This window comes from Bradyrhizobium sp. CB1717, assembly GCF_029714325.1.
Classification (GTDB): domain Bacteria; phylum Pseudomonadota; class Alphaproteobacteria; order Rhizobiales; family Xanthobacteraceae; genus Bradyrhizobium.
This window is the reverse complement of sequence record NZ_CP121666.1, coordinates 8555897-8581269: the sequence shown is the minus strand read 5'-3', so window position 1 is coordinate 8581269 and position 25373 is coordinate 8555897. Positions and strand designations below refer to the sequence as shown.

At 65.7% G+C, this 25373-nt stretch carries 26 protein-coding genes and 1 riboswitch; of the genes, 16 read left to right on the top strand and 10 right to left on the bottom strand.

What is annotated here, in order from left to right:
* Positions 1–115 precede the first annotated feature (115 nt).
* The 4 genes from QA649_RS39860 (at position 116) to QA649_RS39845 (ending at position 3283) form a co-directional block, all read left to right on the top strand.
* Positions 116–865, top strand: coding sequence for an electron transfer flavoprotein subunit beta/FixA family protein (locus QA649_RS39860; RefSeq protein ID WP_130363342.1), 750 nt, complete (start codon positions 116–118; stop codon positions 863–865).
* Positions 865–1809, top strand: a complete 945-nt coding sequence (locus QA649_RS39855) for an FAD-binding protein (RefSeq protein ID WP_283021926.1) — start codon at positions 865–867, stop codon at positions 1807–1809. The genes QA649_RS39860 and QA649_RS39855 overlap by 1 nt, the downstream gene beginning before the upstream one ends.
* A 208-nt stretch (positions 1810–2017) precedes the next feature.
* The gene (locus QA649_RS39850; RefSeq protein WP_283021925.1) at positions 2018–2899 is read left to right on the top strand and encodes a 3-hydroxybutyryl-CoA dehydrogenase; all 882 of its coding nucleotides are present in this window, start codon (positions 2018–2020) and stop codon (positions 2897–2899) included.
* Positions 2900–3088: 189 nt separating this feature from the next.
* Complete coding sequence (locus QA649_RS39845; protein ID WP_027562813.1) at positions 3089–3283, top strand: putative motility protein; 195 nt, start codon at positions 3089–3091, stop codon at positions 3281–3283.
* A gap of 4 nt (positions 3284–3287) precedes the next feature.
* Here QA649_RS39845 and QA649_RS39840 read toward each other — a convergent pair whose 3' ends face one another.
* Positions 3288–3953 carry a TlpA disulfide reductase family protein gene (locus QA649_RS39840; RefSeq protein ID WP_026312545.1) on the bottom strand — a complete coding sequence of 222 codons (666 nt, stop codon included), beginning with the start codon at positions 3951–3953 and terminating at the stop codon, positions 3288–3290.
* A gap of 101 nt (positions 3954–4054) precedes the next feature.
* On the opposite strand from QA649_RS39840, the gene argH reads away from it, so the two are divergent.
* The 3 genes from argH to lysA all read left to right on the top strand — a co-directional run bounded on the left by argH (position 4055) and on the right by lysA (position 7126).
* Entirely contained in the window at positions 4055–5452 is a 1398-nt protein-coding gene (argH, locus tag QA649_RS39835) for an argininosuccinate lyase (RefSeq protein ID WP_283021924.1), read from the top strand.
* 94 nt (positions 5453–5546) lie between these two features.
* Complete coding sequence (locus QA649_RS39830) at positions 5547–5837, top strand: lipoprotein (RefSeq protein ID WP_283021923.1); 291 nt, start codon at positions 5547–5549, stop codon at positions 5835–5837.
* Between the two features lie 23 nt (positions 5838–5860).
* The gene (gene lysA / locus QA649_RS39825; protein WP_283021922.1) at positions 5861–7126 is read left to right on the top strand and encodes a diaminopimelate decarboxylase; all 1266 of its coding nucleotides are present in this window, start codon (positions 5861–5863) and stop codon (positions 7124–7126) included.
* A gap of 111 nt (positions 7127–7237) precedes the next feature.
* Here lysA and QA649_RS39820 read toward each other — a convergent pair whose 3' ends face one another.
* A complete protein-coding gene (locus QA649_RS39820; RefSeq protein ID WP_283021921.1) occupies positions 7238–8146 on the bottom strand; it encodes an NAD(P)-dependent oxidoreductase in 909 nt (302 codons plus the stop codon).
* Between the two features lie 215 nt (positions 8147–8361).
* Positions 8362–8745: a carboxymuconolactone decarboxylase family protein gene (locus QA649_RS39815; protein WP_008567285.1), complete on the bottom strand. Its 384-nt coding sequence runs from the start codon at positions 8743–8745 to the stop codon at positions 8362–8364.
* A gap of 168 nt (positions 8746–8913) precedes the next feature.
* On the opposite strand from QA649_RS39815, the gene QA649_RS39810 reads away from it, so the two are divergent.
* The gene (locus QA649_RS39810) at positions 8914–10827 is read left to right on the top strand and encodes a TIGR02302 family protein (RefSeq protein WP_283021920.1); all 1914 of its coding nucleotides are present in this window, start codon (positions 8914–8916) and stop codon (positions 10825–10827) included.
* Complete coding sequence (locus QA649_RS39805) at positions 10815–11966, top strand: DUF4175 family protein (RefSeq protein ID WP_283021919.1); 1152 nt, start codon at positions 10815–10817, stop codon at positions 11964–11966. The genes QA649_RS39810 and QA649_RS39805 overlap by 13 nt, the downstream gene beginning before the upstream one ends.
* Before the next feature lie 218 nt (positions 11967–12184).
* Here QA649_RS39805 and QA649_RS39800 read toward each other — a convergent pair whose 3' ends face one another.
* Positions 12185–12559, bottom strand: a complete 375-nt coding sequence (locus QA649_RS39800; RefSeq protein WP_283021918.1) for a response regulator — start codon at positions 12557–12559, stop codon at positions 12185–12187.
* A 45-nt stretch (positions 12560–12604) separates the two neighbouring features.
* Positions 12605–13483, bottom strand: coding sequence for an MJ0042-type zinc finger domain-containing protein (locus QA649_RS39795; RefSeq protein ID WP_283021917.1), 879 nt, complete (start codon positions 13481–13483; stop codon positions 12605–12607).
* Between the two features lie 170 nt (positions 13484–13653).
* Here QA649_RS39795 and ftsE point away from each other — a divergent pair, with 170 nt between their 5' ends.
* The 4 genes from ftsE (at position 13654) to QA649_RS39775 (ending at position 17018) form a co-directional block, all read left to right on the top strand.
* The gene (ftsE, locus tag QA649_RS39790) at positions 13654–14313 is read left to right on the top strand and encodes a cell division ATP-binding protein FtsE (protein WP_018646542.1); all 660 of its coding nucleotides are present in this window, start codon (positions 13654–13656) and stop codon (positions 14311–14313) included.
* Positions 14306–15274: an ABC transporter permease gene (locus QA649_RS39785; protein WP_018646543.1), complete on the top strand. Its 969-nt coding sequence runs from the start codon at positions 14306–14308 to the stop codon at positions 15272–15274. The genes ftsE and QA649_RS39785 overlap by 8 nt, the downstream gene beginning before the upstream one ends.
* 231 nt (positions 15275–15505) lie before the next feature.
* Entirely contained in the window at positions 15506–16210 is a 705-nt protein-coding gene (locus QA649_RS39780; RefSeq protein ID WP_283021916.1) for a YdcF family protein, read from the top strand.
* Between the two features lie 34 nt (positions 16211–16244).
* A complete protein-coding gene (locus QA649_RS39775) occupies positions 16245–17018 on the top strand; it encodes a lysophospholipid acyltransferase family protein (RefSeq protein WP_283021915.1) in 774 nt (257 codons plus the stop codon).
* Here the strand turns inward: QA649_RS39775 and QA649_RS39770 are convergent.
* Complete coding sequence (locus tag QA649_RS39770) at positions 17015–17623, bottom strand: gamma-glutamylcyclotransferase (protein ID WP_283021914.1); 609 nt, start codon at positions 17621–17623, stop codon at positions 17015–17017. The two genes, QA649_RS39775 and QA649_RS39770, sit on opposite strands and share 4 nt — an antisense overlap.
* Positions 17624–17733: 110 nt before the next feature.
* Between QA649_RS39770 and QA649_RS39765 the strand changes: the two genes are divergently transcribed.
* Positions 17734–18918: a DUF2125 domain-containing protein gene (locus QA649_RS39765; RefSeq protein WP_283021913.1), complete on the top strand. Its 1185-nt coding sequence runs from the start codon at positions 17734–17736 to the stop codon at positions 18916–18918.
* Between the two features lie 217 nt (positions 18919–19135).
* On the opposite strand, the gene QA649_RS39760 is transcribed toward QA649_RS39765, so the two are convergent.
* The 3 genes from QA649_RS39760 to QA649_RS39750 are packed head-to-tail and all read right to left on the bottom strand — an operon-like array spanning position 19136 to position 22052.
* Positions 19136–20074, bottom strand: coding sequence for a prephenate/arogenate dehydrogenase family protein (locus QA649_RS39760; protein ID WP_283021912.1), 939 nt, complete (start codon positions 20072–20074; stop codon positions 19136–19138).
* Positions 20071–21168, bottom strand: a complete 1098-nt coding sequence (hisC, locus tag QA649_RS39755) for a histidinol-phosphate transaminase (protein WP_283021911.1) — start codon at positions 21166–21168, stop codon at positions 20071–20073. Before hisC ends, QA649_RS39760 begins: the two co-directional genes overlap by 4 nt.
* A gap of 35 nt (positions 21169–21203) precedes the next feature.
* Complete coding sequence (locus tag QA649_RS39750) at positions 21204–22052, bottom strand: chorismate mutase (protein WP_283021910.1); 849 nt, start codon at positions 22050–22052, stop codon at positions 21204–21206.
* Positions 22053–22256: 204 nt separating this feature from the next.
* Positions 22257–22336: riboswitch (SAM riboswitch) on the top strand.
* Between the two features lie 90 nt (positions 22337–22426).
* Between QA649_RS39750 and QA649_RS39745 the strand changes: the two genes are divergently transcribed.
* Both QA649_RS39745 and metW read left to right on the top strand, forming a co-directional pair.
* Complete coding sequence (locus QA649_RS39745) at positions 22427–23629, top strand: homoserine O-acetyltransferase (protein ID WP_283021909.1); 1203 nt, start codon at positions 22427–22429, stop codon at positions 23627–23629.
* Between the two features lie 2 nt (positions 23630–23631).
* Positions 23632–24294, top strand: coding sequence for a methionine biosynthesis protein MetW (metW, locus tag QA649_RS39740; RefSeq protein WP_018646552.1), 663 nt, complete (start codon positions 23632–23634; stop codon positions 24292–24294).
* Positions 24295–24410: 116 nt separating this feature from the next.
* Here metW and QA649_RS39735 read toward each other — a convergent pair whose 3' ends face one another.
* Positions 24411–25274 carry an alpha/beta hydrolase gene (locus tag QA649_RS39735; protein WP_283021908.1) on the bottom strand — a complete coding sequence of 288 codons (864 nt, stop codon included), beginning with the start codon at positions 25272–25274 and terminating at the stop codon, positions 24411–24413.
* Positions 25275–25373: the final 99 nt, after the last annotated feature.

Here is a 25373-nt window from a genome sequence, read left to right as displayed (position 1 = left end):
GGTGCATTTCTAAGGTCTAAAAATTGGCCGCTTCGCGCGTTGACCGGGCCGGATCAGGCCTTTAGGTTCCGCGCCAGTTGATAACCCCCCTCCCAAATTGAGTGAAAGAGGATCGATGAAGGTCTTAGTGCCGGTAAAGCGGGTGGTCGATTACAACGTCAAGGTCCGCGTCAAGGGCGATGGATCGGGCGTTGAACTCGCCAACGTCAAGATGTCGATGAACCCGTTCGACGAAATCGCGGTCGAGGAAGCGCTGCGTCTGAAGGAAGCCGGCAAGGCGACCGAAGTCGTGGTGGTCTCCATTGGACCGGCGCAGGCGTCGGAAACGATCCGCACCGGTCTTGCCATGGGCGCCGATCGCGGCATCCTGGTGAAGGCCGAAGGCACCGTCGAGCCGCTCGCCGTCGCCAAGATCCTGAAGAAGGTTGCCGAAGAAGAGCAGCCTGGCCTCATCATCCTCGGCAAGCAGGCGATCGACGACGACAGCAACCAGACCGGCCAGATGCTGGCCGCGCTGCTCGGCTGGTCGCAGGCGACGTTCGCTTCCAAGCTCGAGGTCGAGGGCTCCGACTTCAAGGTCACGCGCGAAGTCGACGGCGGCCTGCAGACCGTCAAGCTGAAGGGACCGGCGATCGTCACCACCGACCTCCGTCTCAACGAGCCGCGCTATGCCTCGCTGCCGAACATCATGAAGGCGAAGAAGAAGCCGATCGCGGAGAAGACCGTCGCCGATTACGGCGTCGATGTCGCCGCGCGCCTCGAGGTTCTCAAGACCACTGAACCGGCGGGCCGCAAGGCGGGCGTCAAGGTCAAGGACGTCGCCGAGCTGGTGTCGAAACTCAAGAACGAAGCCGGGGTGCTCTGATGACGACGCTTCTGATTGCCGAACACGACAATTCGTCGCTCAAGGATGCGACCAACAAGACCCTCACCGCGGCTGCCGCGCTCGGCGCGGACGTCGAGGTGCTGGTCGCCGGCCAGAACGCCAAGGCCGCGGCTGATGCCGCCGCCAAGCTTGCCGGCGTGAAGAAGGTGCTGCTCGCCGACGGCGAGCTCTACGCGCATGATCTCGCCGAGCCGCTGGCCGCGCTGATCGTCTCGCTGGCCCCGTCCTATGACGCGATCGTCGCGCCCGCGACCTCGCGCTTCAAGAACGTGATGCCGCGTGTCGCCGCCCTGCTCGACGTCATGCAGGTCTCGGAGATCATCAAGGTGGTCGCCCCCGACACCTATGAGCGCCCGATCTATGCCGGCAACGCCATCCAGACCGTGAAGTCGAAGGACGCCAAGAAGGTCATCACGGTGCGGACCTCCACCTTCGCCGCGGCAGGCGAAGGCGGCAGTGCTCCGGTCGAGACCGTGGCGGCGGCGGCCGATCCCGGCCTGTCGTCCTTCGTCGGTGAGGAAGTGGCCAAGAGCGACCGTCCCGAGCTGACCTCGGCCAAGATCATCGTCTCCGGTGGCCGCGCCATGCAGAGCCGGGAAAACTTCGCAAAGTACATCGAGCCGCTCGCCGACAAGCTGGGCGCCGGTGTCGGTGCCTCGCGCGCGGCGGTGGACGCGGGCTATGCCCCGAACGACTGGCAGGTCGGCCAGACCGGCAAGGTCGTGGCCCCCGAGCTCTATGTCGCCGTGGGCATTTCCGGCGCGATTCAGCATCTGGCCGGCATGAAGGACTCCAAGGTGATCGTCGCGATCAACAAGGACGAGGACGCGCCGATCTTCCAGGTCGCCGATTACGGCCTGGTCGCCGACCTCTACCAGGCGGTTCCGGAGCTGACGGCCGAACTCGGCAAGCTCGGCAAGTAAAACGCGTTCAAAACACCGGCCGGAGGTATAAACTCCGGCCGGTGTTTCATTTTTGAGCGTTTTCTTTGGCGTGGGGCACGCCTTCGAAGCGATCCAATCTAGGTTTCGAGCCAAGGTTCTGATTAAATCAGGCTTCTGGTCAAATCAGACCTCCCGGCTCAGGGGATAGGCAGGGCGCGATCTGCGCGCCGTTCCGGTGGATGACATTATGGCGGCAGTGATCAAGAAGGTCGGCGTGATCGGCGCGGGTCAGATGGGCAATGGCATCGCGCATGTTGCGGCGCTCGCCGGCTTCGACGTGGTGCTCAACGACGTTTCGGCCGACCGCCTCAAGTCGGGCATGGCCACCATCAACGGCAATCTGGCCCGCCAGGTCTCCAAGAAGGTCGTTACCGAGGAGGCCAAGACCAAGGCGCTGTCGCGCATCGTGGCCGCCGAGAAGTTCGACGACCTCGCCGATTGCGATCTCGTGATCGAGACCGCGGTCGAGAAGGAAGAGGTCAAGCGCAAGATCTTCCACGAGCTCTGCGCCATCTTGAAGCCCGAGGCGATCGTCGCCTCCGACACGTCCTCGATCTCGATCACCCGCCTTGCTGCCGCCACCGACCGGCCCGAGCGCTTCATCGGCATTCATTTCATGAATCCGGTGCCGCTGATGGAGCTGGTCGAGCTGATCCGCGGCATCGCCACGGATGATGCGACCTTCGAGGCGGCCAAGGAATTCGTCGCCAAGCTCGGCAAGCAGGTCGCGGTCTCCGAGGATTTCCCGGCCTTCATCGTCAACCGCATTTTGCTGCCGATGATCAACGAGGCGATCTACACGCTGTATGAAGGCGTCGGCAATGTCGAGGCGATCGACGCTGCGATGAAGCTCGGCGCGCACCATCCGATGGGGCCGCTCGAGCTTGCCGATTTCATCGGCCTCGATACCTGCCTGTCGATCATGCAGGTCCTCCACGAAGGCCTCGCCGACTCCAAATACCGCCCGTGCCCGCTGCTGGTGAAATACGTCGAGGCCGGCTGGCTCGGTCGCAAGACCCAGCGCGGCTTCTACGACTACCGCGGCGCCAAGCCGGTTCCGACGCGCTGACGTCGTAGGGTGGGTTAGCGAAGCGTAACCCACCTCTTCTGCCTCTCCGGATACGAAGAGTGGTGGGTTACGCCTTCGGCTAACCCACCCTACGGCACTGTCGCCCTACGGCCGCACATCCGCTTCGTGACAATTCATGTCCCATTAACCCCTCGCGTCTAGGTTACAGCCGGTACGAGGGTTCGCGTAATGGACATGATGGCGATGGTCAGCACCATGCTGGCCGCTCAGCAAGGCGCGCTGCAGTCGAATATTGCGGCGACGCTGACCAAGCAGAACATGGACATGGAGAAATCCACCGTCCTGACCCTGCTCGGCGCCGGTCAGCCTTCGCTGGCCAATGTCGGCCCCGGCGTCGGCGGCAACCTGAACGTGACGGCCTGAGCGCTTAAAGCGACGCAGCGGCCTTGCCGGTCGCGGCCCGCAGCAGCTTCAGCGCATCCTCGCTCGCCCATTCCGCCGGCCCCGCGATCGTCGCGATCTCGCAGCCTTGCGGGTCGACCAGCACCGAGGTCGGCATGCCCAGCGCCCGGCCTATCGCTTTAAGATCCTGGAAAACCTTGGCTTTCTGGTCGTTGAAGTAACCCAGCCGGGTCAGGTTGGCCTCTTTCAGGAAGGTTTTCGGCTTTTCGGGGTCGCGGGTGTCGATGTTGATCGCCACCACCTCGAAATTCGGCCCCGACAGCTTGCCCTGGAGCTCGTCCAGCGCCGGCATCTCCTTCCGGCACGGCACGCACCAGGTGGCCCAGAGGTTCACCAGCAGCGTCTTGCCGCGGAAATCGGACAGTTTCTTCGGCTTGCCGTCGGCGTCCTCGAAGGCCAGGTCGGGCAGCTTCAGGGGCGCGGTCGCCATGGTCAGCGCCGCCACCTCGCCATGGGCGAGCGGGGCGATTTTTTGCGCCGTCGCCACCGCCGGCTTGCAGGTCGGATCGCCGCCAGGAGCCCGGCTCAGGCCCAGCCCGTACAGCGCGGCGAAGCCGGCCAGCCCGCCGATCGCCACGGTGGCGATGACGAGGGGTATCCGGCGCGTGGCGGAGGGCTTTTTGTCGAGCATATCGTTTGTCATCCGGTCGCAGATATGGCTATCAGGGGCCTCTTAATACGGCTGGCCTCGGCCAGCAAACGTGCGGCAAAGCAAGGCGTGAGCAGGGGATCATGAGCAACAAGATGTGGGGCGGCCGGTTCTCGGAGCGTCCCGATGAGATCATGGAAGAGATCAACGTCTCCATCGACGTCGATCGTCACCTCTTTGCCCAGGACATTGCCGCGTCCAAGGCCCACGCCGCGATGCTCGCCGCGAAGGGCATCATCACGGCCTCTGATGCGAAAAATATCGGCAAGGGTCTAGACACGATTTTGTCAGAGATCGGCAAGGGCGGCTTCGAGTTCAAGCGCGCGCTCGAGGACATCCATATGAATGTCGAGAGCCGCCTGTCGGAGCTGATCGGCCCCGCGGCCGGCCGCCTGCACACCGCGCGCTCGCGCAACGACCAGGTCGCGACCGACTTCCGTCTCTATGTCCGCGACGTCCTCGACGAGACCGACGCGGCGCTCGCCGCATTCCAGCAGGCACTGGTCCAGCGCGCGCTGGAGCATGCCGGCACCGTGATGCCCGGCTTCACCCATCTGCAGACCGCGCAGCCCGTGACCTTCGGCCATCATCTGCTCGCCTATGTCGAGATGGCCGCGCGCGACCGCGGCCGTTTCCAGGATGCGCGCAAGCGGCTCAATGAATCGCCGCTCGGCGCCGCCGCGCTCGCCGGCACCTCGTTCCCGATCGACCGCCATGCCACCGCGAAGGCGCTCGGCTTTGACCGCCCGATGGCGAACTCGCTCGATGCCGTCTCCGATCGGGATTTCGTGCTGGAGACGCTGTCGGCTGCGTCGATCTGCGCCGTGCACATGTCGCGCTTTGCCGAGGAGATCGTGATCTGGACCTCGCCCTTGGTCGGTCTGATCCGGCTGAGCGACAAGTTCACCACCGGTTCCTCGATCATGCCGCAGAAGCGCAATCCGGACGCCGCCGAGCTGGTGCGCGCCAAGACCGGCCGCGTCATCGGCGCGCTCAATGGCCTGCTGATCGTGATGAAGGGCCTGCCACTCGCCTATCAAAAGGACATGCAGGAGGACAAGCAGGGCGCCATGGAGGGCTTTGCCGCGCTGTCGCTGGCGATCCGCGCCATGACCGGCATGGTCCGCGACCTCGTCCCTGACGAAGCCAAGATGAAGGCGGCTGCCGGCGAGGGCTATGCCACCGCAACCGATCTGGCCGACTGGCTGGTGCGGACCCTGAAGATGCCCTTCCGCGACGCGCATCACGTCACCGGCCGCATCGTGGCCAAGGCCGCCGAGGGCGGCGTGGCGCTGCACGAGCTGCCGCTGAAGGAGATGCAGGCGATCGAGCCGAAGATCACCAAGGACGTGCTCGGCGTGCTCTCGGTCGAATCGTCGGTGAAGAGCCGCACCAGCTTCGGCGGCACCGCGCCGAAGAACGTGGCCTCTCAGGCCAAGGCCTGGGCGAAGCGGCTGGAAAAAGAGCGAAAATTGGGCTGAGCGGCAAAATTTCGCTTATGTTTCATGGTCATCCGGCTCTCGCCAGAGCGTGCCAATCTCTGTATGGTGCGGCCCGCGTAGTGGGGATTTCGTCGTGACGTCAAAGTTTCGCCCGGCCGGCTCGGGGTGGGCCATCATTGTCTTGAGCCTGACAGCGCTCGCGCTTGCCGGCTGCGGCCGCAAAGGGCCGCTCGACCTGCCGCCGACCGCGTCCAGCGCGTCCACGGCCAATGTCGCCGCGCCCACCGACACCGAGATCGAGACCCAGAGGACGCCGAGCCTGTTCAACCCCACCTACGGTGCGGACGCTGCGCCTGCGGCTGCCAAGGGCAGCAAGAAATCGTTTATTCTCGACCCGCTCCTGGACGACAAGCCCGGCCGGTAGGCTGGAGTAACTGAGCCAACGCCATGAACCATTTCGACTATCGCAACGGCGTGCTGCACGCCGAGGCGGTGAACCTGTCCGAGCTGGCCGCAACGGTCGGCACGCCGTTCTATTGCTATTCGACCGCGACGCTGGAGCGGCACTACCGCGTCTTCACCGAGGCTTTCGCCGGCGAGAAGGTGCTGGTCTGCTACGCCATGAAGGCGAACTCCAACCAGTCGGTGCTGCGCACGCTGGCAAAGCTCGGCGCCGGCGCCGACGTGGTCTCGGGCGGCGAGTTGAAGCGCGCGCTGGCGGCCGGCATTCCCGCCAGCAAGATCGTGTTCTCCGGCGTCGGCAAGACGGAAGACGAACTGAGGGCCGCACTGGCCGCCGACATCCTCTGTCTCAACGTCGAATCCGAGCCGGAGCTCGAACTGCTCTCGCGCCTTGCGACCGAGGTGGGCAAGACCGCGCGGATCTCGTTGCGCGTCAATCCCGACGTCGATGCCGGCACGCATGCCAAGATTTCCACCGGCAAATCCGAGAACAAGTTCGGCATCCCGATCGTGCATGCCCGCGAGGTCTATGCGCGCGCGGCAAAGCTGCCCGGAATCCAGGTGACCGGCACCGACGTGCATATCGGCAGCCAGATCACCGATCTCTCCGGCATGGAGACGGCGTTCCGCATTCTCTCCGAATTCGTGCAGACGCTGCGTAGCGACGGCCACGACATCAGCCATGTCGATTTCGGCGGCGGCCTCGGCATTCCCTATTACATGGACCGCGAGGCGCCGCCGGCGCCCGCCGCCTATGCCGCCATGGTCAAGCGCGTCAGCCACAATCTCGGCTGCACGCTGATGTTCGAGCCGGGCCGCATGATCGTCGGCAATGCCGGCATCCTGGTCGCCAAGGTGATCTATGTGAAGCACGGCGACGGCAAGAATTTCGTCATCATCGACGCCGCGATGAACGATCTGATCCGCCCGACACTGTATGAAGCCCATCACGACATCCTGCCGGTGACGCAGCCGGCGAAGGACGCCGCCACGATCACGGCCGACGTGGTCGGTCCGGTCTGCGAGACCGGCGACTATCTCGCGCTCGACCGCACGCTGCCGACGCCGAAGGCGGGCGATCTTCTCGCCATCATGACCGCCGGCGCCTATGGCGCCGTGCAGGCCGGCACCTACAACACGCGCCCGCTGGTGCCCGAGGTGCTGGTGAAGGGCGACCAGTACGCCGTGGTGCGCCCGCGCATCGAGGTCGAGCAGCTGATCGCGATGGATACGCCCGCGCCGTGGCTGTGAGCAATTGATCGTAGCCCGGATGGAGCGAAGCGAAATCCGGGTTCTCGTCCGCTGCAATAACCCCGGATTACGCTACGCTCCATCCGGGCTACAGCGGCGGATGTGGGTGCGCTACTTCCCCGCCAATCCGCCCTTGGCTCTACCCACCACGACCCCCGCCTTCTTCTCGATCGGCTTGATCGCCGCGGTGAAATCCGACTCCGCGCCTTCGGCGCTGATCACGGTCTCCCACAGCCGCCCGACGGCGTCGGCGACCTCCATCGACAGGCCGAGCTGCTTCATCTCCTCCAGCGCCAGCCGCACGTCCTTGACCATCAATCCCGTGGCGAAGCCGAAATCGAACGTGCGCGGCAGCACCGAGCGCGGAAACTTGTCGCGGCTCGCGGTGTTCATGCCGGAGCCGGCATTGATGACGTCGATCATCACGGCGGGATCGAGCCCGGCCTTGACGCCCATCACCACGGCTTCCGACGTCGCCACGATCGCCGTGGCCGACAGGAAATTGTTGGCGAGCTTCATGGTCTGCGCCGCGCCCGGCTTCTCGCCGATGAAGAACACTTTTCCGATCACGTCGAGCGCGGGCTTGAGCAGCTCGAACTCCGCCTTCGGCCCCGAAACCATCACCGCCAGCGTGCCCTTCTCGGCGCCGCCGACGCCGCCGGAGACGGGAGAGTCGATCTGCACGATGCCGCGCTCGGCGAGCAGGCCGTGAATCTTCGAAGCCATCGCCGAGCCGACGGTGGAGAGATCGATGAAGCGCTTGGCGCGGCTCCCCTCGATCACGCCGTTCGCGCCGGTTGCAACGTCAAGCGAAGCCTGCAGCGAGGGCAGGCTCGCCATCACGGTCTCGACCTGATCGGCGACGTCCTTCGGCGAGGTCGCCGCGATGGCGCCGCGCGCCACCAGCTTGTCCGTGACCTCCTTGCGCGTATCGAACACAACGAGCCTGTGTCCGGCTTCGATCAGCCGCCGCGCCATCGGGAAACCCATGTTTCCGAGCCCGATGAATCCGATGTCCATGGTGTTTCCCTTTTTCGTTTTCGTTGTTTATCGATCTGCGCGCGTCCATTCCCGGTGTCGTCCTGGCGAAAGCCAGGACCCATTACCCCAGGCAGCAATCGCTACGCGCGGTGGCAACCACCAGTCTTCGCATCACATCCGTCGGTGGTTATGGGTCCTGGCTTTCGCCAGGACGACGGCGGTGAGGGAGTTCGCGTCCCTCACGCATGCCTGCCTCACGCCTTCCCATCGATCTCCGCGAACACCTCGCGCGCGATGCGAAAGCTGTCGACGGCGGCCGGCATGCCGCCGTAGATGGCGACCTGCATCAGGATCTCGCGGATTTCGTCGCGGGTGACGCCGTTGGTGAGCGCGCCCTTCAGATGCGCGCGAAACTCGTGCTGGCGGTTGAGGATCGCGATCATCGCGATGTTGAGCATGCTGCGGGTCTTGCGCGGCAGCTCCTCGCGGCCCCACACCGTGCCCCAGCAATATTCGTTGAGCATCTCCTGGAACGGACGGTTGAAATCGTCGACGTTCTTCAGGGCATTGTTGACATAGGCTTCTCCCAGTACCGCTTTGCGGACCTCGAGGCCCTTGTCGTGCATCTTCTTGTCCATGGCGTTTCCTTCGTTTCCCTCAGGTGGCGGCACGGAAATTACGGGGTTGCGGCAGGCCAGTCACGTCCTCGTGTTATGCGGGAAAAGGGGTGTCTCCCGTACAGGAACGGATGCCTCAGTGCTGCCGTTGTGGTACGCTTCTCTCTACCGGGCAACCTGGAGAGCTGATTGAACGGCGTCACCCCCGACCCGTCAGACCCGAACCGCGATGGCGACGCTCTGTCGCGGCTGAAGCTGGCGCAGGCCCTCGACAGGGCCATCTATGCCATCGCGTGGGAGCGTGCCTGGCCAAATTTCGCGCGGCTGCTGACCGTCATCGGCCTGTTCCTGGTGGTGTCCTGGGCCGGTCTCTGGCTGGCGCTGCCGTTCCTGGCCCGCGCCGTCGGCCTCGTTATTTTTGCCGGCATTGCGATCGCCGCGCTGTTCCCGCTGCTTCGGTTCCGCTGGCCGAGCCGCGAGGAAGCGCTGAGCCGGCTCGACCGTGGCTCAGGCATCCGGCATCGCCCGGCGACGACACTCACGGACACGCTGAGCTCGCAGGACCCGATCGCGAAGGCGCTGTGGCAGGCGCAGCGTGAACGCACGCTGGCTTCGCTGAAGCGCATCCGTGCCGGTCTGCCGCGCCCGCGGCTCGCGCTTCACGATCCCTGGGCGCTGCGGGCGCTGGTCATGGTGATGCTGGTTGCGACCTTCTTCGCGGCCGGCGACGAACGCGCGATGCGCGTCGGGGCCGCCTTCGACTGGAACGGCGTGCTGGCGCCGGCCAATGTTCGCGTCGATGCCTGGGTCACGCCGCCGCTCTACACCGGCAAGCCGCCGGTGATCCTGTCGGCCGCCAACAAGGAGGCGGCAGCGCTGCCGGCGAGCGGTCCGCTCGCCGTTCCCGCCGGCTCGACGCTGATCGTGCGCTCGTCCGGCGGCAGCCTCGATGTCGTCGTCTCCGGCGGCCTCAAGGAGGTCGCCCCCACCGAAGCCACGCCCAAGGGCACCAACGAGAAGCATTTCGCCATCACAGCCGACGGCACCGCGCATGTCCGCGCGCCTTCCGGCCAGCCGCAATGGGCGTTTGCCGCGACGCCCGATCGTGCGCCGACGATCTCGCTCGCCAAGGATCCCGAGCGCCAGGCGCGCGGCGGACTTCAGCTCTCCTACAAGATCGAGGACGATTACGGCGTCACCGGCGCCGAGGCGCAAATCGGTTTGCGCGATGGCAAGGACGACAGCAAGGCCGCGGCGCGGCCGCTGTTCCAGCCGCCGCAATTCCCGCTGGTGCTGCCGAACGCGCGCACCCGCAACGGCGTCGGTCAGACCGTGAAGGACCTCAGCGAGGATCCCTATGCCGGCGCCGACGTCACGCTGACGCTCACCGCCAAGGACGAGGCCGGCAACGAGGCGAGAAGCGAGCCGTTCAACATGCGCCTGCCCGAGCGCCTGTTCACCAACTCGCTCGCGCGCGCGCTGATCGAGCAGCGCCGCATCCTCGCGCTCGACGCCAACAAGAATTCCGACGTCTACGCCGCGCTGGACGCGCTGATGATCGCGCCCGAATTGTTCACGCCGGATGCCGGCTGCTATCTCGGCCTGCGCAGCCTCGCTGCCCAGCTCGAGGCGGCCCGCACCGACGATGCGCTGCGCGAGGTGGTGGCGAGCATGTGGGCGTTCGCGGTCACCATCGAGGACGACGGTGTCGCCGGCAGCGTCAACGCCGCGCTGCGCTCGGCGCAGGACGCGCTCAAGCGGGCGCTGGAACGCGGCGCCAGCGAGGACGAGATCAAGGTGCTGACGCAGAAGCTCCGCGAGGCCATGGCCGGCAAGGTGCGCGATCTCGCCCGGCGCGCCGAGCAGAATCCGCTCGGCCCCCGGCAGCCGTTCCCGGCGGAGGTTCAGCTCATCCTCGACAAGGCGATCGAGCTGCGACAGAAGACCCAGAAGGCGACGGCGGAGCAGCTCGAGGAGCTGGCGCAGCAGCAGGACGCACTTCGCCAGCAGCTCCAGGCCTATCGGAAGTCGGCGAGCAACCGGGCCAAGGCGGGCAATGACGGGGCCAACCAGTTTACGCGGGACCGGAAATGCGGAAGCTAGCACGCGTGCCAGTCTTCAAGGCGATCTCGATCGCCTGTCTCGCCGTCCTGTTGGGCGGCGTCTCGCCGGCCGCTGCCCAGCTGGACCAGGATCCCGATGCGCTGCTCGACAGCGCCGAGAAGGCGATGCAGGATTCCGGCGACAGCCTCAAGCAGAAGGAATCCGGCAAGAGCCTGAGCAATCAATCCGACGCCATCCAGAAGCTCGAGGAATACAAGCGGGCGACGGAACGGAGCCAGTCCTCCAGCCGTGATCGCAACGTCATCACGCAGCGCGATCTCGACGAGCTGCTGAAGCAGATCGAGAAGGCGGCGCGCGAGGGCAATCGCGAAGCGGCCCAGCGCATGCTCGAGCAGCTCGCGCAGATCATGGAAAATCTCCAGATGGCGCAGCCCGGGCAATCCGGCGACAGCGACATGGAGCAGGCGCTGAACGAGCTCAGCGACATGATCCGCAAGCAGCAGCAATTGCGCGACAAGACGTTCAAGCAGGGCCAGGATTCCCGGCGTGACCGCTCCCGCGGCAAGCAGGGCGACCAGTCGATGTCGGACCTGCAGCAGGACCAGCAGACGCTGCGCGACCGCCTGAAGAAGCTGCAGGACGAGCTCGCCAAGCGCGGCCTCACGCAGAAGGGACAAAAGAGCCAGAAGGGTCAGCCGGGGCAGAAGGGCCAGCAGGGCGATCCGGGACAGTCCGGCCAGGATGGCGATCAGGACGGCGACCAGGGCGATGATGACGGCAGCCTCGACGCCGCCGACGGCGCCATGGGCGATGCCGGCTCGAAGCTCGGCGAGGGCAACGCGGATGGCGCCGTGGACTCGCAGGGCAAGGCGCTCGACGCGCTGCGGAAGGGCGCGCAGAAGATGGCCGAGGCGATGCAGCAGGGCGATGGCGACGGGCAGGGCGATGGCCCCGGCAACCGGGCCGGCCGCCAGCAGAGCGGCGGCAATCAGACCGACCCGCTCGGCCGGCCGCTTCACGGCCGTGAGTTCGGCGACGATTACACGGTCAAGATCCCTGGCGAGATCGACGCCCAGCGCGTCCGCCGCATCCTCGAAGAGCTCCGCCGCCGCTTAGGCGATCCCTCGCGCCCGCAGATCGAGCTCGACTACATCGAGCGGCTGCTGAAGGATTTTTAGGGGCGATAGCCTCGATGCCTCCCCGACGTCGTCCTGGCGAAAGCCAGGACCCATTACCCCAGGGAGGCGTTTGGCGAAGACTCGTTGCCCGGTACGACTTTCATTTCCGACAGATAGATCATGCGGTATGGGTCCTGGCTTTCGCCAGGACGACACCGAATGTGTAGCGGTGGCGTCGCGTCATAGAGGCATGGCCGACGCAACTGCAGCGCCGCCCGCTACCCCTTCTTTGCCGCCAGCGCATCCGCCACAGCGGTACGGATATCCGCGACTGAGAACGGTTTTGTCACGACGTCGTGCACCAGCGCATTGAGGTTCGATGCGCGCTCGCGCTGGTCGGCAAAGCCGGTCATCAGCAGAATGGTGAGGCCGGGGAAATCGCGCGCGGCGGACAGCGCCAGCGCGATGCCGTCCATGACGGGCATTTGGATGTCGGTGAGCAGCAGGTCGAACGCGCCGTCCTCGCGGGTCAGGATCTCCAGCGCCTCGGCGCCATCCTGCGCGGTCACGGTCTCGTGGCCATCCATGGCGATGGCGCGCGCCACCAGCGTGCGCATCGAATCCTCGTCATCGGCGATCAGGATTTTTGGCATGAGACCAACTTTGGGACGAACTCCGCTCGGACCTTGCGAGGTTGACTATACGCTGCCGCCGGCGATGTCGCGCCGGCTGAAGAAGCGAACGTCGATGTTGCGGCCCTCCGGCGGGGGCGAAGCCAGGCGCGAACGGAAGAAGGCGCGCTCGCCGGGTTGCAGCACTGTCTGCTCCAGCACCGAGTTCCAGGCGTAGATCTCCGCGCCTTGCGCGTCGCGCACGGCAAAGCGCAGCCGCGGGATATCGAGCGGCTTCTTGCCCTGGCCGACGATCACGCCCTCGATCACCAGCACCTGCTTACCGTCAACGGTCTCGCTGGAGAGCTTGACGTCCTTGAAGGCCAGCCCGCGCAAATTCACCTCGAGCCCGACCATCTTGTAGAAGGCCGCCGTCTGCGGCAGCAGGCGCACCACGTCGCCGCGCCACATGATCAGGGCCAGCACCAGCGCGGCCATGGCGGCGCAGGCGGTCGGCAAGCCGAAATAGGATTTTCGCGGCGCCACAGTCGGGGTCGGACGCTTGACCCGTGCGCCGCGCCGGCTGAACAGGCTGCGGAACCAGGATTGGTGCTGTGCGCCCACGGCTTCTTCCTCGGCGGCCCGGGCCGCCGCTGACCACTCGTCCTCGAGCTCCCGGGCCTCGTCGGCCGGCCAGTCGCCGGCGATCGAGGGGCTGTCGACCACCGGGGCGTCCGCGGCGTTGTCGTCCCTGGCATAGGAGTTCCACTGCGCGGCGAGGTCGGACTGGTCGTCGGCCTGGCGGGCCGCAGCCATGGCCGGGACGGACGCCTCCTCGATGGCATCCTCGGCATAGGCGACCCAGGTCTCCTTGCAGCGGGAGCAGCGGACCGTCCGTCCGTTCGCCCCCAGGCTCGCGGGCTTGATGGCGTAGGATGTCGTACAATGGGGGCAGACGATATGCATGGACGAGCCTTGATGCATGGACTGGTCTTGATGATCCGGAGAGCCGGTTGCCCTGGATGCTACAAGGCGACCGTTAACGAACCGGAAACCATAACGGTCGCAAAAACCGTTGATCGCGTAAGGTAGCGCGCCGCGTCGCGTCTATCGCCCCCTCTCGAACGGAGCTGAGCTTGGTTCGGTTCGAAAATGTCGGATTGCGTTACGGTCTGGGGCCGGAGATCCTGCGCGACCTCAGCTTCCAGATCCCGGCGCATTCCTTCCAGTTCCTCACCGGCCCGTCCGGCGCCGGCAAGACCTCGCTGCTGCGCCTGTTGTTCCTGTCGCATCGGCCGACGCGCGGCCTCGTCAATCTGTTTGGCCACGACATCTCGCAACTCGGCAAGGACGAGATCGCGGACTTGCGCAAGCGCATCGGCATCGTGCTCCAGGATTTCCGCCTGCTCGACCACATGACGACGTACGAGAATGTCGCGCTGCCGTTCCGCGTCATGGGCCGCAGCGAGTCGAGCTATCGCAAGGAGGTCATCGACCTCTTGCGCTGGGTCGGCCTCGGCGACCGCATGGATGCGCTGCCGCCCATTCTCTCCGGCGGCGAGAAGCAGCGCGCCGCCATCGCGCGCGCGGTGATCTCGCGGCCGCAACTGCTGCTCGCGGACGAGCCGACCGGCAGCGTCGATCCGACGCTCGGCCGCCGCCTGCTGCGGCTTTTCATCGAGCTCAACAAATCCGGCACCGCCGTCATCATCGCAACCCACGACATCGGCCTGATGGACCAGTACGAGGCGCGGCGGCTGGTGCTGCATCAGGGACGGCTGCACGTCTATGAGTAAGACCGACGAGCGCGGCGTGCTGGTCGACCTCGGACAGGAGCGTCCGCAGCTTCCGGCCAAGGCGCGCAACATGTCGCCGATCGTGCCGCGCGCCTCGATCCAGGGCCGCGCGCTGGTCGCCGTCGTCGCCATCATGACCTTCCTGGCGTCGATGACCACTGGCACCGTGCTGCTGGTCAGCGCCTCCGCCGCGGAATGGCAGTCGGAGGTCGCAAGCGAGATCACCATCCAGGTCCGTCCGCAATCGGGGCGTGATCTCGACCGCGACAGCGCGGCGGTGACCGAGGCGATGCGCGCGCAGCCCGGCATCGTCGAGGTCAAGCCGTTCAGCAAGGACGAGAGCGGCAAGCTGCTCGAGCCGTGGCTCGGCACGGGGCTGTCGATGGACGATCTGCCGGTGCCGCGCATGATCATCGCGCGGGTGCAGCCGGGAACGCCGCTCGATCTCGGCGCCCTGCGCGCCCGCGTGACGCAAGTGGCGCCGGGCGCCAGCGTCGACGATCACCGCGCCTGGATCGAGCGCATGCGCTCGATGACCAATGCCACCGTGCTCGCCGGCCTCGGCATCCTCGCGCTCGTCATCATCGCGACCATCATCTCGGTGTCGTTCGCGACCCGCGGCGCCATGGCGGCGAACCGTCCGATCGTCGAGGTGCTGCATTTTGTCGGCGCCGGCGACCGCTACATCGCCAACCGCTTCCTGCGGCATTTCCTCAGGCTCGGCCTCGAAGGCGGCGTGATCGGCGGCGGCGCCGCCATGCTGGTGTTCGGCTTCTCCGAGTCGGTCGCCGGCTGGTTCTCGGGCACCCCGGTCGGGGATCAGTTCGCGGCCTTGCTGGGCACCTTCTCGCTGCGGCCGTCCGGCTATGTCGTGCTCGCAGTGCAGGCGGTCCTGATCGGCGCCATCACCGCCGTCGCCTCACGCCAGACGCTGTTCGCGACGCTGAATGATATCGATTGAGGTGGTTTTTCTTCCTTCTCCCCTTGCGGGAGAAGGTGGCGCGAAGCGCCGGATGAGGGGTTCTATCTGCTCGTTCAACTCTGAGAGATGCTCTCGCGGAGACAACCCCTCACCCGTCTCGCCGCTATCGCGACGAGCCACCCTCTCCCAAGGGGAGAGGGTGAAGAAACCGGACTCCACTTCGCCTCAAAACGTCCTAAAATCATCCAGGGAAGGGATCACCGACATCGCATGACCTCGCCGACCGACGATCGATCGCCGAAACTGCCGCGCGGCTGGCTGCGCGCGACAATCGTGTCGACGATTGCGCTCGCTTTCGTCGCCGCGGCGGCGGGCTTCGTCGCGTTCCTGTCGCAGATGCGCGGCGCCGAGATCGCGCCGGACCGCAAGGCCGACGGCATCGTCGTCCTGACCGGCGGTTCCTCGCGGGTGTCGGACGCGATGGAGCTGCTGGCGGCCGGCTATGGCAAGCGGCTGCTGATCTCCGGCGTGCATCCGACCTCGACGGCAAACGACATCTCGCGGACCCTGCCGGAGAACCAGGCCTTCATGACCTGCTGCGTCGACCTCGATCGCACCGCGCTGACGACCCGCGGCAACGCCGCGGAGGCGCGGCGCTGGGCCGAAGGCCGGCGCTTCAAGTCGCTGATCGTGGTGACCTCGAATTACCACATGCCGCGCGCGCTGGTGGAATTCTCGCACGCGATGCCGGAGACCACGCTGATCCCGTTCGCGGTGGTCGGCGATAAATGGCGCGAGGAGCCGTGGTGGACCTCGGCATCCACCCTGCGGCTGCTGTTGTCCGAATATGTCAAGTACATCGCGGCCGAACTCAGGGTGCGGCTGGAGGATTTCGGGATTGACCTTTCGCCCGAGATGTCGGAGCAGCCTGCAGGTCAGCAGCCGAAGCGGCCCGCCACCGCCCAAGCCAATTGACCGGCAATTGATCGGCAAATTAATCGGATCGTCGATGTTTCTGATTTTCCTGCGCTCGCTCGTGTTCAACGTGCTGTTCTACGCCGTATTGGTCTGCCTTGCGATCGTGGCGCTGCCGACCTTCGCATTGCCGCCGCGTGCCATGCTCACGGTCGCGCAATGGTGGGCGAAGGCGACGCTTTTCCTGATGCGCGTGATCTGCAACATCAAGGTGGAATTCCGGGGGACTGAGAAGATCCCGCAGGGGCCGCTGGTGATCGCAGCAAAGCACCAGTCGTTCTGGGAAACGTTCGTTTTGCCCGGCTTCTTCAATCGCCCGATCTTCATCCTCAAGCGCCAGCTCATGCAGATCCCGGTGTTTGGCCAGTTCCTGGTCAAGACTGGCATGATCGCGATCGACCGCAATGCCGGCGTGAAGGCGCTGCTCGACATGACGCGGCGGGCGCGCGAGGCGGTGCGCAGTGGAAAGCAGCTCGTGATCTTTCCGGAAGGCACGCGCCGCGCACCGGGCGCGCCGCCCGATTACAAGACAGGTTTTGCGCAGATCTATTCGTCCTGCGGCGTGCAATGCCTGCCGATCGCGCTCAACTCCGGCCTGTTCTGGCCGCGCCGTACCTTCATGCGCTATCCCGGCACGCTGGTGGTCGAATTCCTCGATCCGCTGCCGCCGGGCCTGCCGAAGGACGAGTTTCTCGCGCGCGTACAAACGGTCATCGAAGACGCGACCGGCCGCCTCGTCGAAGCGGGGCGGAAAGAGCAGGAGCAGCTGATCGGCAGCGCGCCGAGCTACGCGCCGTCGGAGAGTTAGCGGCTCTCCCGATCTTCGGGAGCTGGCGCGTGCAGCACATGTGCATCACCATGCAGCATCGTCGCGAGCTGATGCAGCTGCGCGTCGCGAAAACCTTCGGCCTCGATGGCTTTCACCGTTGCCGTCACATAGTCGCGGTTGGCGCCGGACTGGCCGTGGCCTTGGACGACATGGCGGTGCTGGTCGGCAAGCGACAGGCGTCCGGCATATTGCACATGGCCGCGGTCGACGACATAGGCGAGCGCCGAGACGCGCTGGCGCGCATCGTTCTCCAGCCATACCGAGCGCATCACCTCGCGATAGACCGACGTCACCTGCTCGCGTTCGCGCAAATAGGCGACGACGTCAGCGCGGTTCTTTTCGGCGACGCGGAAGGCGATGCCGCGGCACGCGCCGCCGCGATCGAGCCCGAGCACCAGGCCCGGCTTCTCCGGCGTGCCGCGATGCACGAAGGAATAGACGCAGAGCGCGCGGTGCTCGCCGACCAGCCGCGCCGGGACGCGCTCCTCGAATTCGAAGCCCGGCCGCCACATCAGCGAGCCGTAGCCGAACACCCAGAGGTCGCCCTTGGCTGTGGTGACGGAGGGGAGGGTGATTTCCGACATTTCGGGCACGGCTACCAGAACCCCGGCCCCAAGCGAAGCGAATTCTCCGTCTTTCGTCGGGGGCCGGCCCCGCTTACATTTGCCTGAATCTGGGGCCAAAGGGTCGCCGCATGTCCGATATGACCGTTGCCACAGGCCGCCGCTCCCGTTGGGGCCTTTTCATCGCACCCGTTCTCCTGCTGATCCTCGCCGTCGCGTGGACCTGCTTCTGGTTCTATGCCGCGTCGCAGGCCGAGGTCGCCGCAGACGCCTGGCGTGCGCAGGAGGCCAAGTCCGGCCGCATCTATGATTGCGCCAAGCGCTCGATCGCAGGCTTCCCGTTCCGCTTCGAGGTCCAGTGCTCCGGTGCCAGCGTCGCCCTGGTCTCGCAGAACGCCAGCAAGACGCCGTTCACGGCCAGGCTCGACAACATCCTGGTCGTTGCGCAGGTCTACGATCCCAAGCTCGTGATCGCCGAGTTTTCGGCGCCGGCCACGTTGACCGACGGCGTCACGCAAAACACCTTCGTAGTGAATTGGAGCAAGGGCCGCAGCAGCGTCGTCGGCCTGCCGGCCGTGCCGGACCGCGCCTCCATCGTGTTCGACGATCCCAACATCAACCGGCTCGACGGCAGCGTGCAGGTGCCGCTCGCGCGCGCCAAGCAGATCGAGCTGCATGGCCGCCTTGCGGATGGCTCGCCGGCCGATCATCCCGTGATCGAGACCGTGCTCCACGTTGCGCAAGGCAGCATCCAGGGCGTTCATCCCCTGCTCGCCGAGCCGTTCGAGGCCGACACGCGCGCCAAGATCACGGGCCTCTCCGACCTCACGCCAAAGCCCTGGCCGCAGCGCTTCCGCGAGATCCAGGCCGCTGGCGGCCATATCGAGATCGTGCAGTCGCGCATCCAGCAGGGTGAGATGATCGCGGTCGCGGCCGGCACGCTCGGCCTGTCGGCCAATGGCCGACTCGACGGCGAGCTGCAGATGACGGTGACCGGCCTCGAGCGCGTGATCCCCGCGCTCGGGATCGAGAAGATGCTGGAAGAGGGCGTGCCGCAGGCAACGCTGGATCGCGTCGCGCCCGGCGTGAAGTCGCAGGACCTCAACAATCTGTTCGGCGCGCTCGACCGCGCCGTTCCCGGCCTCGGCAAGGTCATCAAGCAGAACGCCAATGCCGGCGTTGCCGCCGGCATCAATTCGATCGGCACCGAGAGCACGCTCGAAGGCAAGAAGGCGCGCAGCTTCCCGCTGAAATTCGTCGATGGCGCGGTGCTGCTCGGACCGGTCAAGGTTGGCCAGATTCCGCCGCTGTATTGATTGGCTCCCGTAGCCCGGATGGAGCGCAGCGCAATCCGCGGGTTCTTCGATACGGCTGGCACTGTCCCGGATTACGCTTGCGCTCCATCCGGGCTACGCGGCTGTATCGATGCCCTCGTCATTGCGAGCGAAGCGAAGCAATCCAGACTTTCTCCTCGGAAACAGTCTGGATTGCTTCGTCGCTGCGCTCCTCGCAATGACGGAAGAGAGAGGGGGGCTACGGCTTCTTCGCGAGCTGCCCGTGCTGGCGGCCGAAATCGGCTGCCGCCGAATCCTGGCCGATCTCGACGATGCCGCGGCGGATGGCGCGGGTGCGCGTGAAGTGCTCGAACAGCGCCTCGCCGTCGCCGCGCCGGATCGCGCGGGTCAGCTTGGCGAGATCCTCGGTGAAGGTGCCGAGCATCTCCAGCACAGCCTCCTTGTTGGCAAGGAACACGTCGCGCCACATCGTCGGATCGGAGGCCGCGATGCGGGTGAAATCGCGGAAGCCGCCGGCGGAGAACTTGATCACCTCGGACTCTGTCACCTGCGCCAGCTCGTCGGCGGTGCCGACGATGGTATAGGCGATCAGATGCGGCAGATGGCTGGTGATCGCGAGTACCAGATCATGATGATCCGGCGTCATGATCTCGACCTTGGCGCCCATCGCGGCCCAGAACGCGCGCAGGCGATCGGTGGCAGCGGCATCGACGCCTTCCGGCGGCGTGAGAATGCACCAGCGGTTGATGAAGAGCTCGGCGAAGCCGGAATCCGGCCCCGAATGCTCTGTGCCCGCGACCGGATGCGCCGGCACGAAGTGGACGTTCTTCGGCAGGTGCGGCGCCATGTCCCTGACGATCGCGCCCTTGACCGAGCCGACGTCGGAGATGATTGCGCCGGGCTTGAGATGCGGCGCGATCTCCTGCGCCACCGGGCCGCAGGCGCCGACGGGAATGCAGAGGATGACGAGATCGGCATCCTTCACCGCTTCCGCATTGGTGGCCACCACCTGGTCGACAATGCCGAGCTCGATCACCCGCGCGCGCGTCTTCTCCGAGCGCGCGGTGGTGACGATCTCGGAAGCCAGGCCCTGGAGCTTCGCAGCGCGCGCGATCGAGCCGCCGATCAGGCCGAAGCCGATCAGGGCGACGCGCTGAAAGTGCGGGTTCGCGCTCATTTGCCGGCCATGAAGTCGCGCAAGGCATCGACGACGAGGCGGTTGGCCTCTTCGGTGCCGATGGTCATGCGCAGGGAATGCGGCAGGCCGTAGTTCTTCAGCGCGCGCAGCACGAGGCCGCGCTTCGTAAGGAAGGCGTCGGCGTCGTCCGAAGTCCTGCCCTTGTCGGTCGGGAAGTGGATCAGCACGAAATTGGCAACGCTCGGCGTCACCTTCAGCCCGAGCTTGGTGATCTCCTCGGTCAGCCAGTTGCGCCAGGTCTCGGTGAACTGCTTCGACATCGCCTGGTGCGCGGTGTCCTCGATCGCGGCGACCGCGGCATACATCGCCGGCGTCGACACGTTGAAGGGTCCGCGGATGCGGTTGACCGCGTCGATGATGTGCTCGGGGCCGAACATCCAGCCGATGCGCAGCGCGGCAAGGCCGTGGATCTTGGAGAAGGTGTGCGTCACCACCGTGTTCTCGGTGGTGGCGACGAGCTCGATCCCCATTTCGTAATCGTTGCGCGAGACGTAGTCGCAATAGGCGGCGTCCAGCACCAGCAGGACATGCGAGGGCAGTCCGGCGCGCAGCCGCTTGACCTCGTCGAACGGGATGTAGGTGCCGGTCGGGTTGTTCGGATTGGCGAGCCAGACCAGCTTCGTCTTCGGCGTTACCGCCTTCAGGATGGCGTCGACGTTGCAGGTGAGGTTGGTCTCCTCCGCGATCACGTTCCTGGCGCCGACCGCCATGGTCGCGATCGGATAGACCAGGAAGCCGTGCGTGGTGGAGATCGCCTCGTCGCCCTGGCCGAGATAGGTGTGGGCGAGCAGGTTGAGGATCTCGTCCGAGCCGGCGCCGCAGATGATGCGGTTCGGATCGAGCCCGAACGAGCGGCCGATCGCTTCGCGCAGCACGCGCGAGGTGCCTTCCGGATAGTCTTCCAGATGTGACGCCACGTTCTTGAAGGCCTCGATCGCCTTGGGCGAGGGCCCGAACGGCGTCTCGTTGGCCGAGAGCTTGAACACCTTGCGGCCCGGCTCCGGCACCGGGGTCTTGCCGGGCGTGTAGGGCGCAATATCGAGAATGCCGGGGTTCGGCACGGGGCGGGACATCTTCAACTCCGGATAGGCTTCAGGCGGTGCGCGATTTACGATTTCGACCCGGTCGGGGCCACCGTATAGCGCGTTGCGTGGCTGCCGACGAGGGCCGTGGAGCGCACCGAGGCCCCTGCCTCGATCAGGGCAGCCTTGATTTTGTCGATGCTGCTCGCAGCCGTGACCGAGACCAGCAGCGCCGCGCCGTCGAAGGCGGTATCGGGCACCGCGACGATGTCGGCGAGCGGCGACAGCGCCCGCGCGATCTCGGCATTCCACCCCGACACGCGCACGCTGAAGGTCTCGACTTCCGTCACCAGGGCGCTGTCGGCGACGCGCGAGATCGCGAACACGGGCAGCGCGGCCGGATGGTCGGCGCGCTCGACGAAGGGCATCCGGGCGATGATCTTCGGTGCGCCTTCTGCTTCCAGCTCCAGCCACCACGGTGTGCGGCTGGAGGTCGCCGAGACCAGCGCCAGATCGCCCTTGGATTTCGCCACCGCCTCGACCGCGGCCTGCGCGCTGAAATGCGCGACGTAGGGCACCGTGAAACCGAAATGGAAGCGGACGGAATCGCGCATCGCGGGCTCGCTCACCGAGATGTCGGCATGCACGGAGAACGGCGCCTGCACGTAGGTGAAGGTCGAAATGATGACGCGCCAGATGCTCTCGACCGTGTCGAGCGGCAGGATGCCGCGATGACGCTGCACGATCTCGCGCATCATGGAGGCCTCGCGCGCGGGACGGAAGGCCGAGCCGACCTCCTGGGTCTGCTTCACCTGGATCAGGCGGTCGATGATGTCGCCGCGCTGCATCAGCAGGCGATGCATTGCCTCGTCGATCGCATCGATCTCCTTGCGCAATTCCTGCAATGATGGTGGCGCGGGCGGACGTTGGGACATATCTGCCGGGACTGTTGAGAGGCGTTCCAATGCGGATCGGCCAAATGCTTGGCAAAGGCGGTCCGCTGCGGTTGATGTCCTGATTAGGCAGTCGGAGCGGCGAAAGCAAAGAGAAATAACGGCTCCTTTCGGCTGACATGCCAGGGACGAATTAGGCTGATCCGGACCGCGACTTGACGAAAACCGTCCAAGCCGGTAAGTTTTTGCCTGTTCCGTGGTCATTTGAGCCGGCCGGCTTGCAGCCACGTTAAAAAACTCGCTAAACAGGCCGGGGACGCTTCCGATCCCGGCCGAACCTATCGTTCAGGCCGGGTTTTTCATGGCCTGATGTCAATGCGGTCTGAAGTCCGATCGCAAACGAGGTCGATGGTCAGATGGTTGGCGTCAAGTCGATTCCGAGCCCCGCGATCAGTGCCGACGATCGGTCGCATGAGGTCGATCATCCGAGCTCGCTCATCGCGCATTTCGGCACCGAGCAGCCGCTGCGGCTCGATTGCGGCGTCGATCTCTCCCCGTTCCAGATCGCCTACCAGACCTATGGCGAGCTCAACGCCGATCGCTCCAACGCGATCCTGATCTGTCATGCGCTGACCGGCGATCAGCACGTCGCCAATGTGCATCCCGTCACCGGCAAGCCCGGCTGGTGGGAGACCCTGGTCGGCCCGGGCCGGCCGCTCGATCCCGACAGGTACTTCATCATCTGCTCCAACGTGATCGGCGGCTGCATGGGCTCGACCGGGCCCGCCTCGATCAATCCCGCCACCGGCAAGGTGTGGGGCCTGGAATTCCCCGTCATCACCATTCCGGACATGGTGCGCGCGCAGGCGATGCTGATCGACCGGCTCGGCATCGACACGCTGTTCGCCGTGGTTGGCGGCTCGATGGGCGGCATGCAGGTGCTGCAATGGACCGCGGCCTATCCGAGCCGCGTGTTCTCTGCGCTCGCGATCGCCTGCTCGACGCGGCACTCGGCGCAGAACATCGCGTTCCATGAGCTTGGCCGCCAGGCCGTGATGGCCGATCCCGACTGGCACAATGGCGGCTATGCCGATCGCGGCATCCATCCGCATCGCGGCCTCGCGGTGGCGCGGATGGCGGCGCACATCACCTATCTCTCCGACGCCGCGCTGCATCGGAAGTTCGGCCGGCGGATGCAGGATCGCGAGCTGCCGACCTTCTCGTTCGACGCCGATTTCCAGGTCGAGTCTTATCTGCGTTACCAGGGCTCGTCCTTCGTCGAGCGCTTCGACGCCAACGCCTATCTCTACCTGACGCGCGCGATGGACTATTTCGACATCGCCGCCGACCATGGCGGCGTGCTGGCGAAGGCGTTCGCCGGCATCCAGACGCGGTTCTGCGTCGTCTCCTTCACCAGCGACTGGCTGTTCCCGACCTCGGAATCGCGCGCGCTGGTGCATGCGCTGAATGCGTCGAGCGCGCGGGTGTCGTTCGCCGAGATCGAGACCGATCGCGGCCACGATGCCTTCCTGCTCGACGTGCCCGAGTTCTTCGACATCTCCCGCGCCTTCCTGCAATCGGCCGGCAAGGCGCGCGGACTGAATGGCGGGGGTGACTAGCAATGTCAGTGCAGGAAGTTCTGCCGCTGGGCGGCGTTGCGGCCGGGCAGTCCGGCCAGGTTCGCGCCGACCATCTGCTGGTGGCCGAGATGGTCAAGCCGGGCTCGAAAGTGCTCGATGTCGGCTGCGGCGACGGCGACCTGCTTCAGCTGCTCGAGGCCCGCGGCATCGACGGCCGCGGCATCGAGCTGTCGCGCGAGGGCGTCAACCGCTGCGTCGCCAAGGGCCTCGCGGTGGTGCAGGGCGACGCCGACACTGACCTCGTCAATTACCCCGACGACGCTTTCGACTACGTGATCCTGTCGCAGACGCTGCAGGCGACGCGGCAGCCGAAGGTCGTGCTGGAGAATTTGCTGCGCATCGGCCACCGCGCCATCGTCTCGTTCCCGAATTTCGGCTTCTGGAAGATGCGGCTGCAGCTCCTGATCGGCGGCCACATGCCGCGCACGGAGAATTTGCCTGCGACCTGGTACGACACCGCCAACATCCACTTCTGCACCATCAAGGATTTCGTCGAGCTCTGCGACGCCATCAACGTCAAGATGGAGCGCTCGGTGGCGCTCGATCTCTACGGCCGCCCGGTGCCGCTGAACCTGCCCTGGTGGGTGTGGAACATGTTCGGCGAGCAGGGCGTGTTTCTGCTGAGCCGCGGTGGCGGGAAGTAGTTTCTCCGTCATTGCGAGGAGCTCTTGCGACGAAGCAATCCAGGCCATCCCCGCGGAGGGATTCCGGATTGCTTCGCTGCGCTCGCAATGACGGAATACTTGGCAGCGCCTTCGCTCTAATTCCCCGCCAGCGACCTTGGATCGCGCACCGGCCAGCGTCCGGCCTCCACCAGCGCCACGAACCGCTCCACGCTCGCGTTGAACAGCGCGGGCTCCTCGAGATTGAGCACGTGGCCCGACTTCGGAAACATGGCGAGCCCTGCGGCCGGCAGGTGCTTCTTCAGGAACAGGCTCGGCCCGACGCAAGGGTCGTCCTCGTCGCCGCAAATGATCAGCGCGGGCGTTGCTACCTTCGCGATCGTGTCCGCCATCGTGTAGATCGACGGACGGCCGCCCTGGAAGCCGCGCATCGTGTTAGCCGAACCCTTCGCATCGTGCCGCGCCAGCGCGGCATAGAAATCGGCGTGGCCGCGCGGATCCTTGACCAGGAAGGGGATCCGGCTCGGCGCCTCGCGCGTGACCTTGGCGACCTCAATGGAGCCCAGCGTCTCGAACTGCTCGGCATTGGCGCGGCACTGCTTGCGCCAGGCCTCTAAGTTCTCGATCTCCGAGCCGGAGCCGACGCCGGCCAGCGTCATCGACAGCGCGCGATGCGGCGCATTCAAACCGATCTGCAGCGAGGAGTAGGCGCCCATCGAGAGGCCAACGAGATGCGCGCGCTCGATCTTGAGATGGTCGAGCACGGCCAGCGCATCGGTGTAGAAATGCGTGTAGGTGTAGACCTCGCCATCAGGCACGTCCGACGGCGTGTAGCCGCGCGCCGAATAGGTGATGCAACGGTGGCCGCGCGAGAAGTAGCGCATCTGCGGCTCCCAATTGGTGTAGTCGGCCGCGAACTCGTGCAGAAAAATAATCGGCGTTCCCTGACCCGCCTCTTCGAAATAGATGCGGACGTCATCCCAGGTCGTGGCGTGGGGCATTAACCGTTTCCCTCTCTTCAAGCCGCCTTTGCAGGATCGCAGTTAATGCTGTTGTCCGCAATGCGGCAGCTTCGCATCAGCACCGGCACAAAATCATCG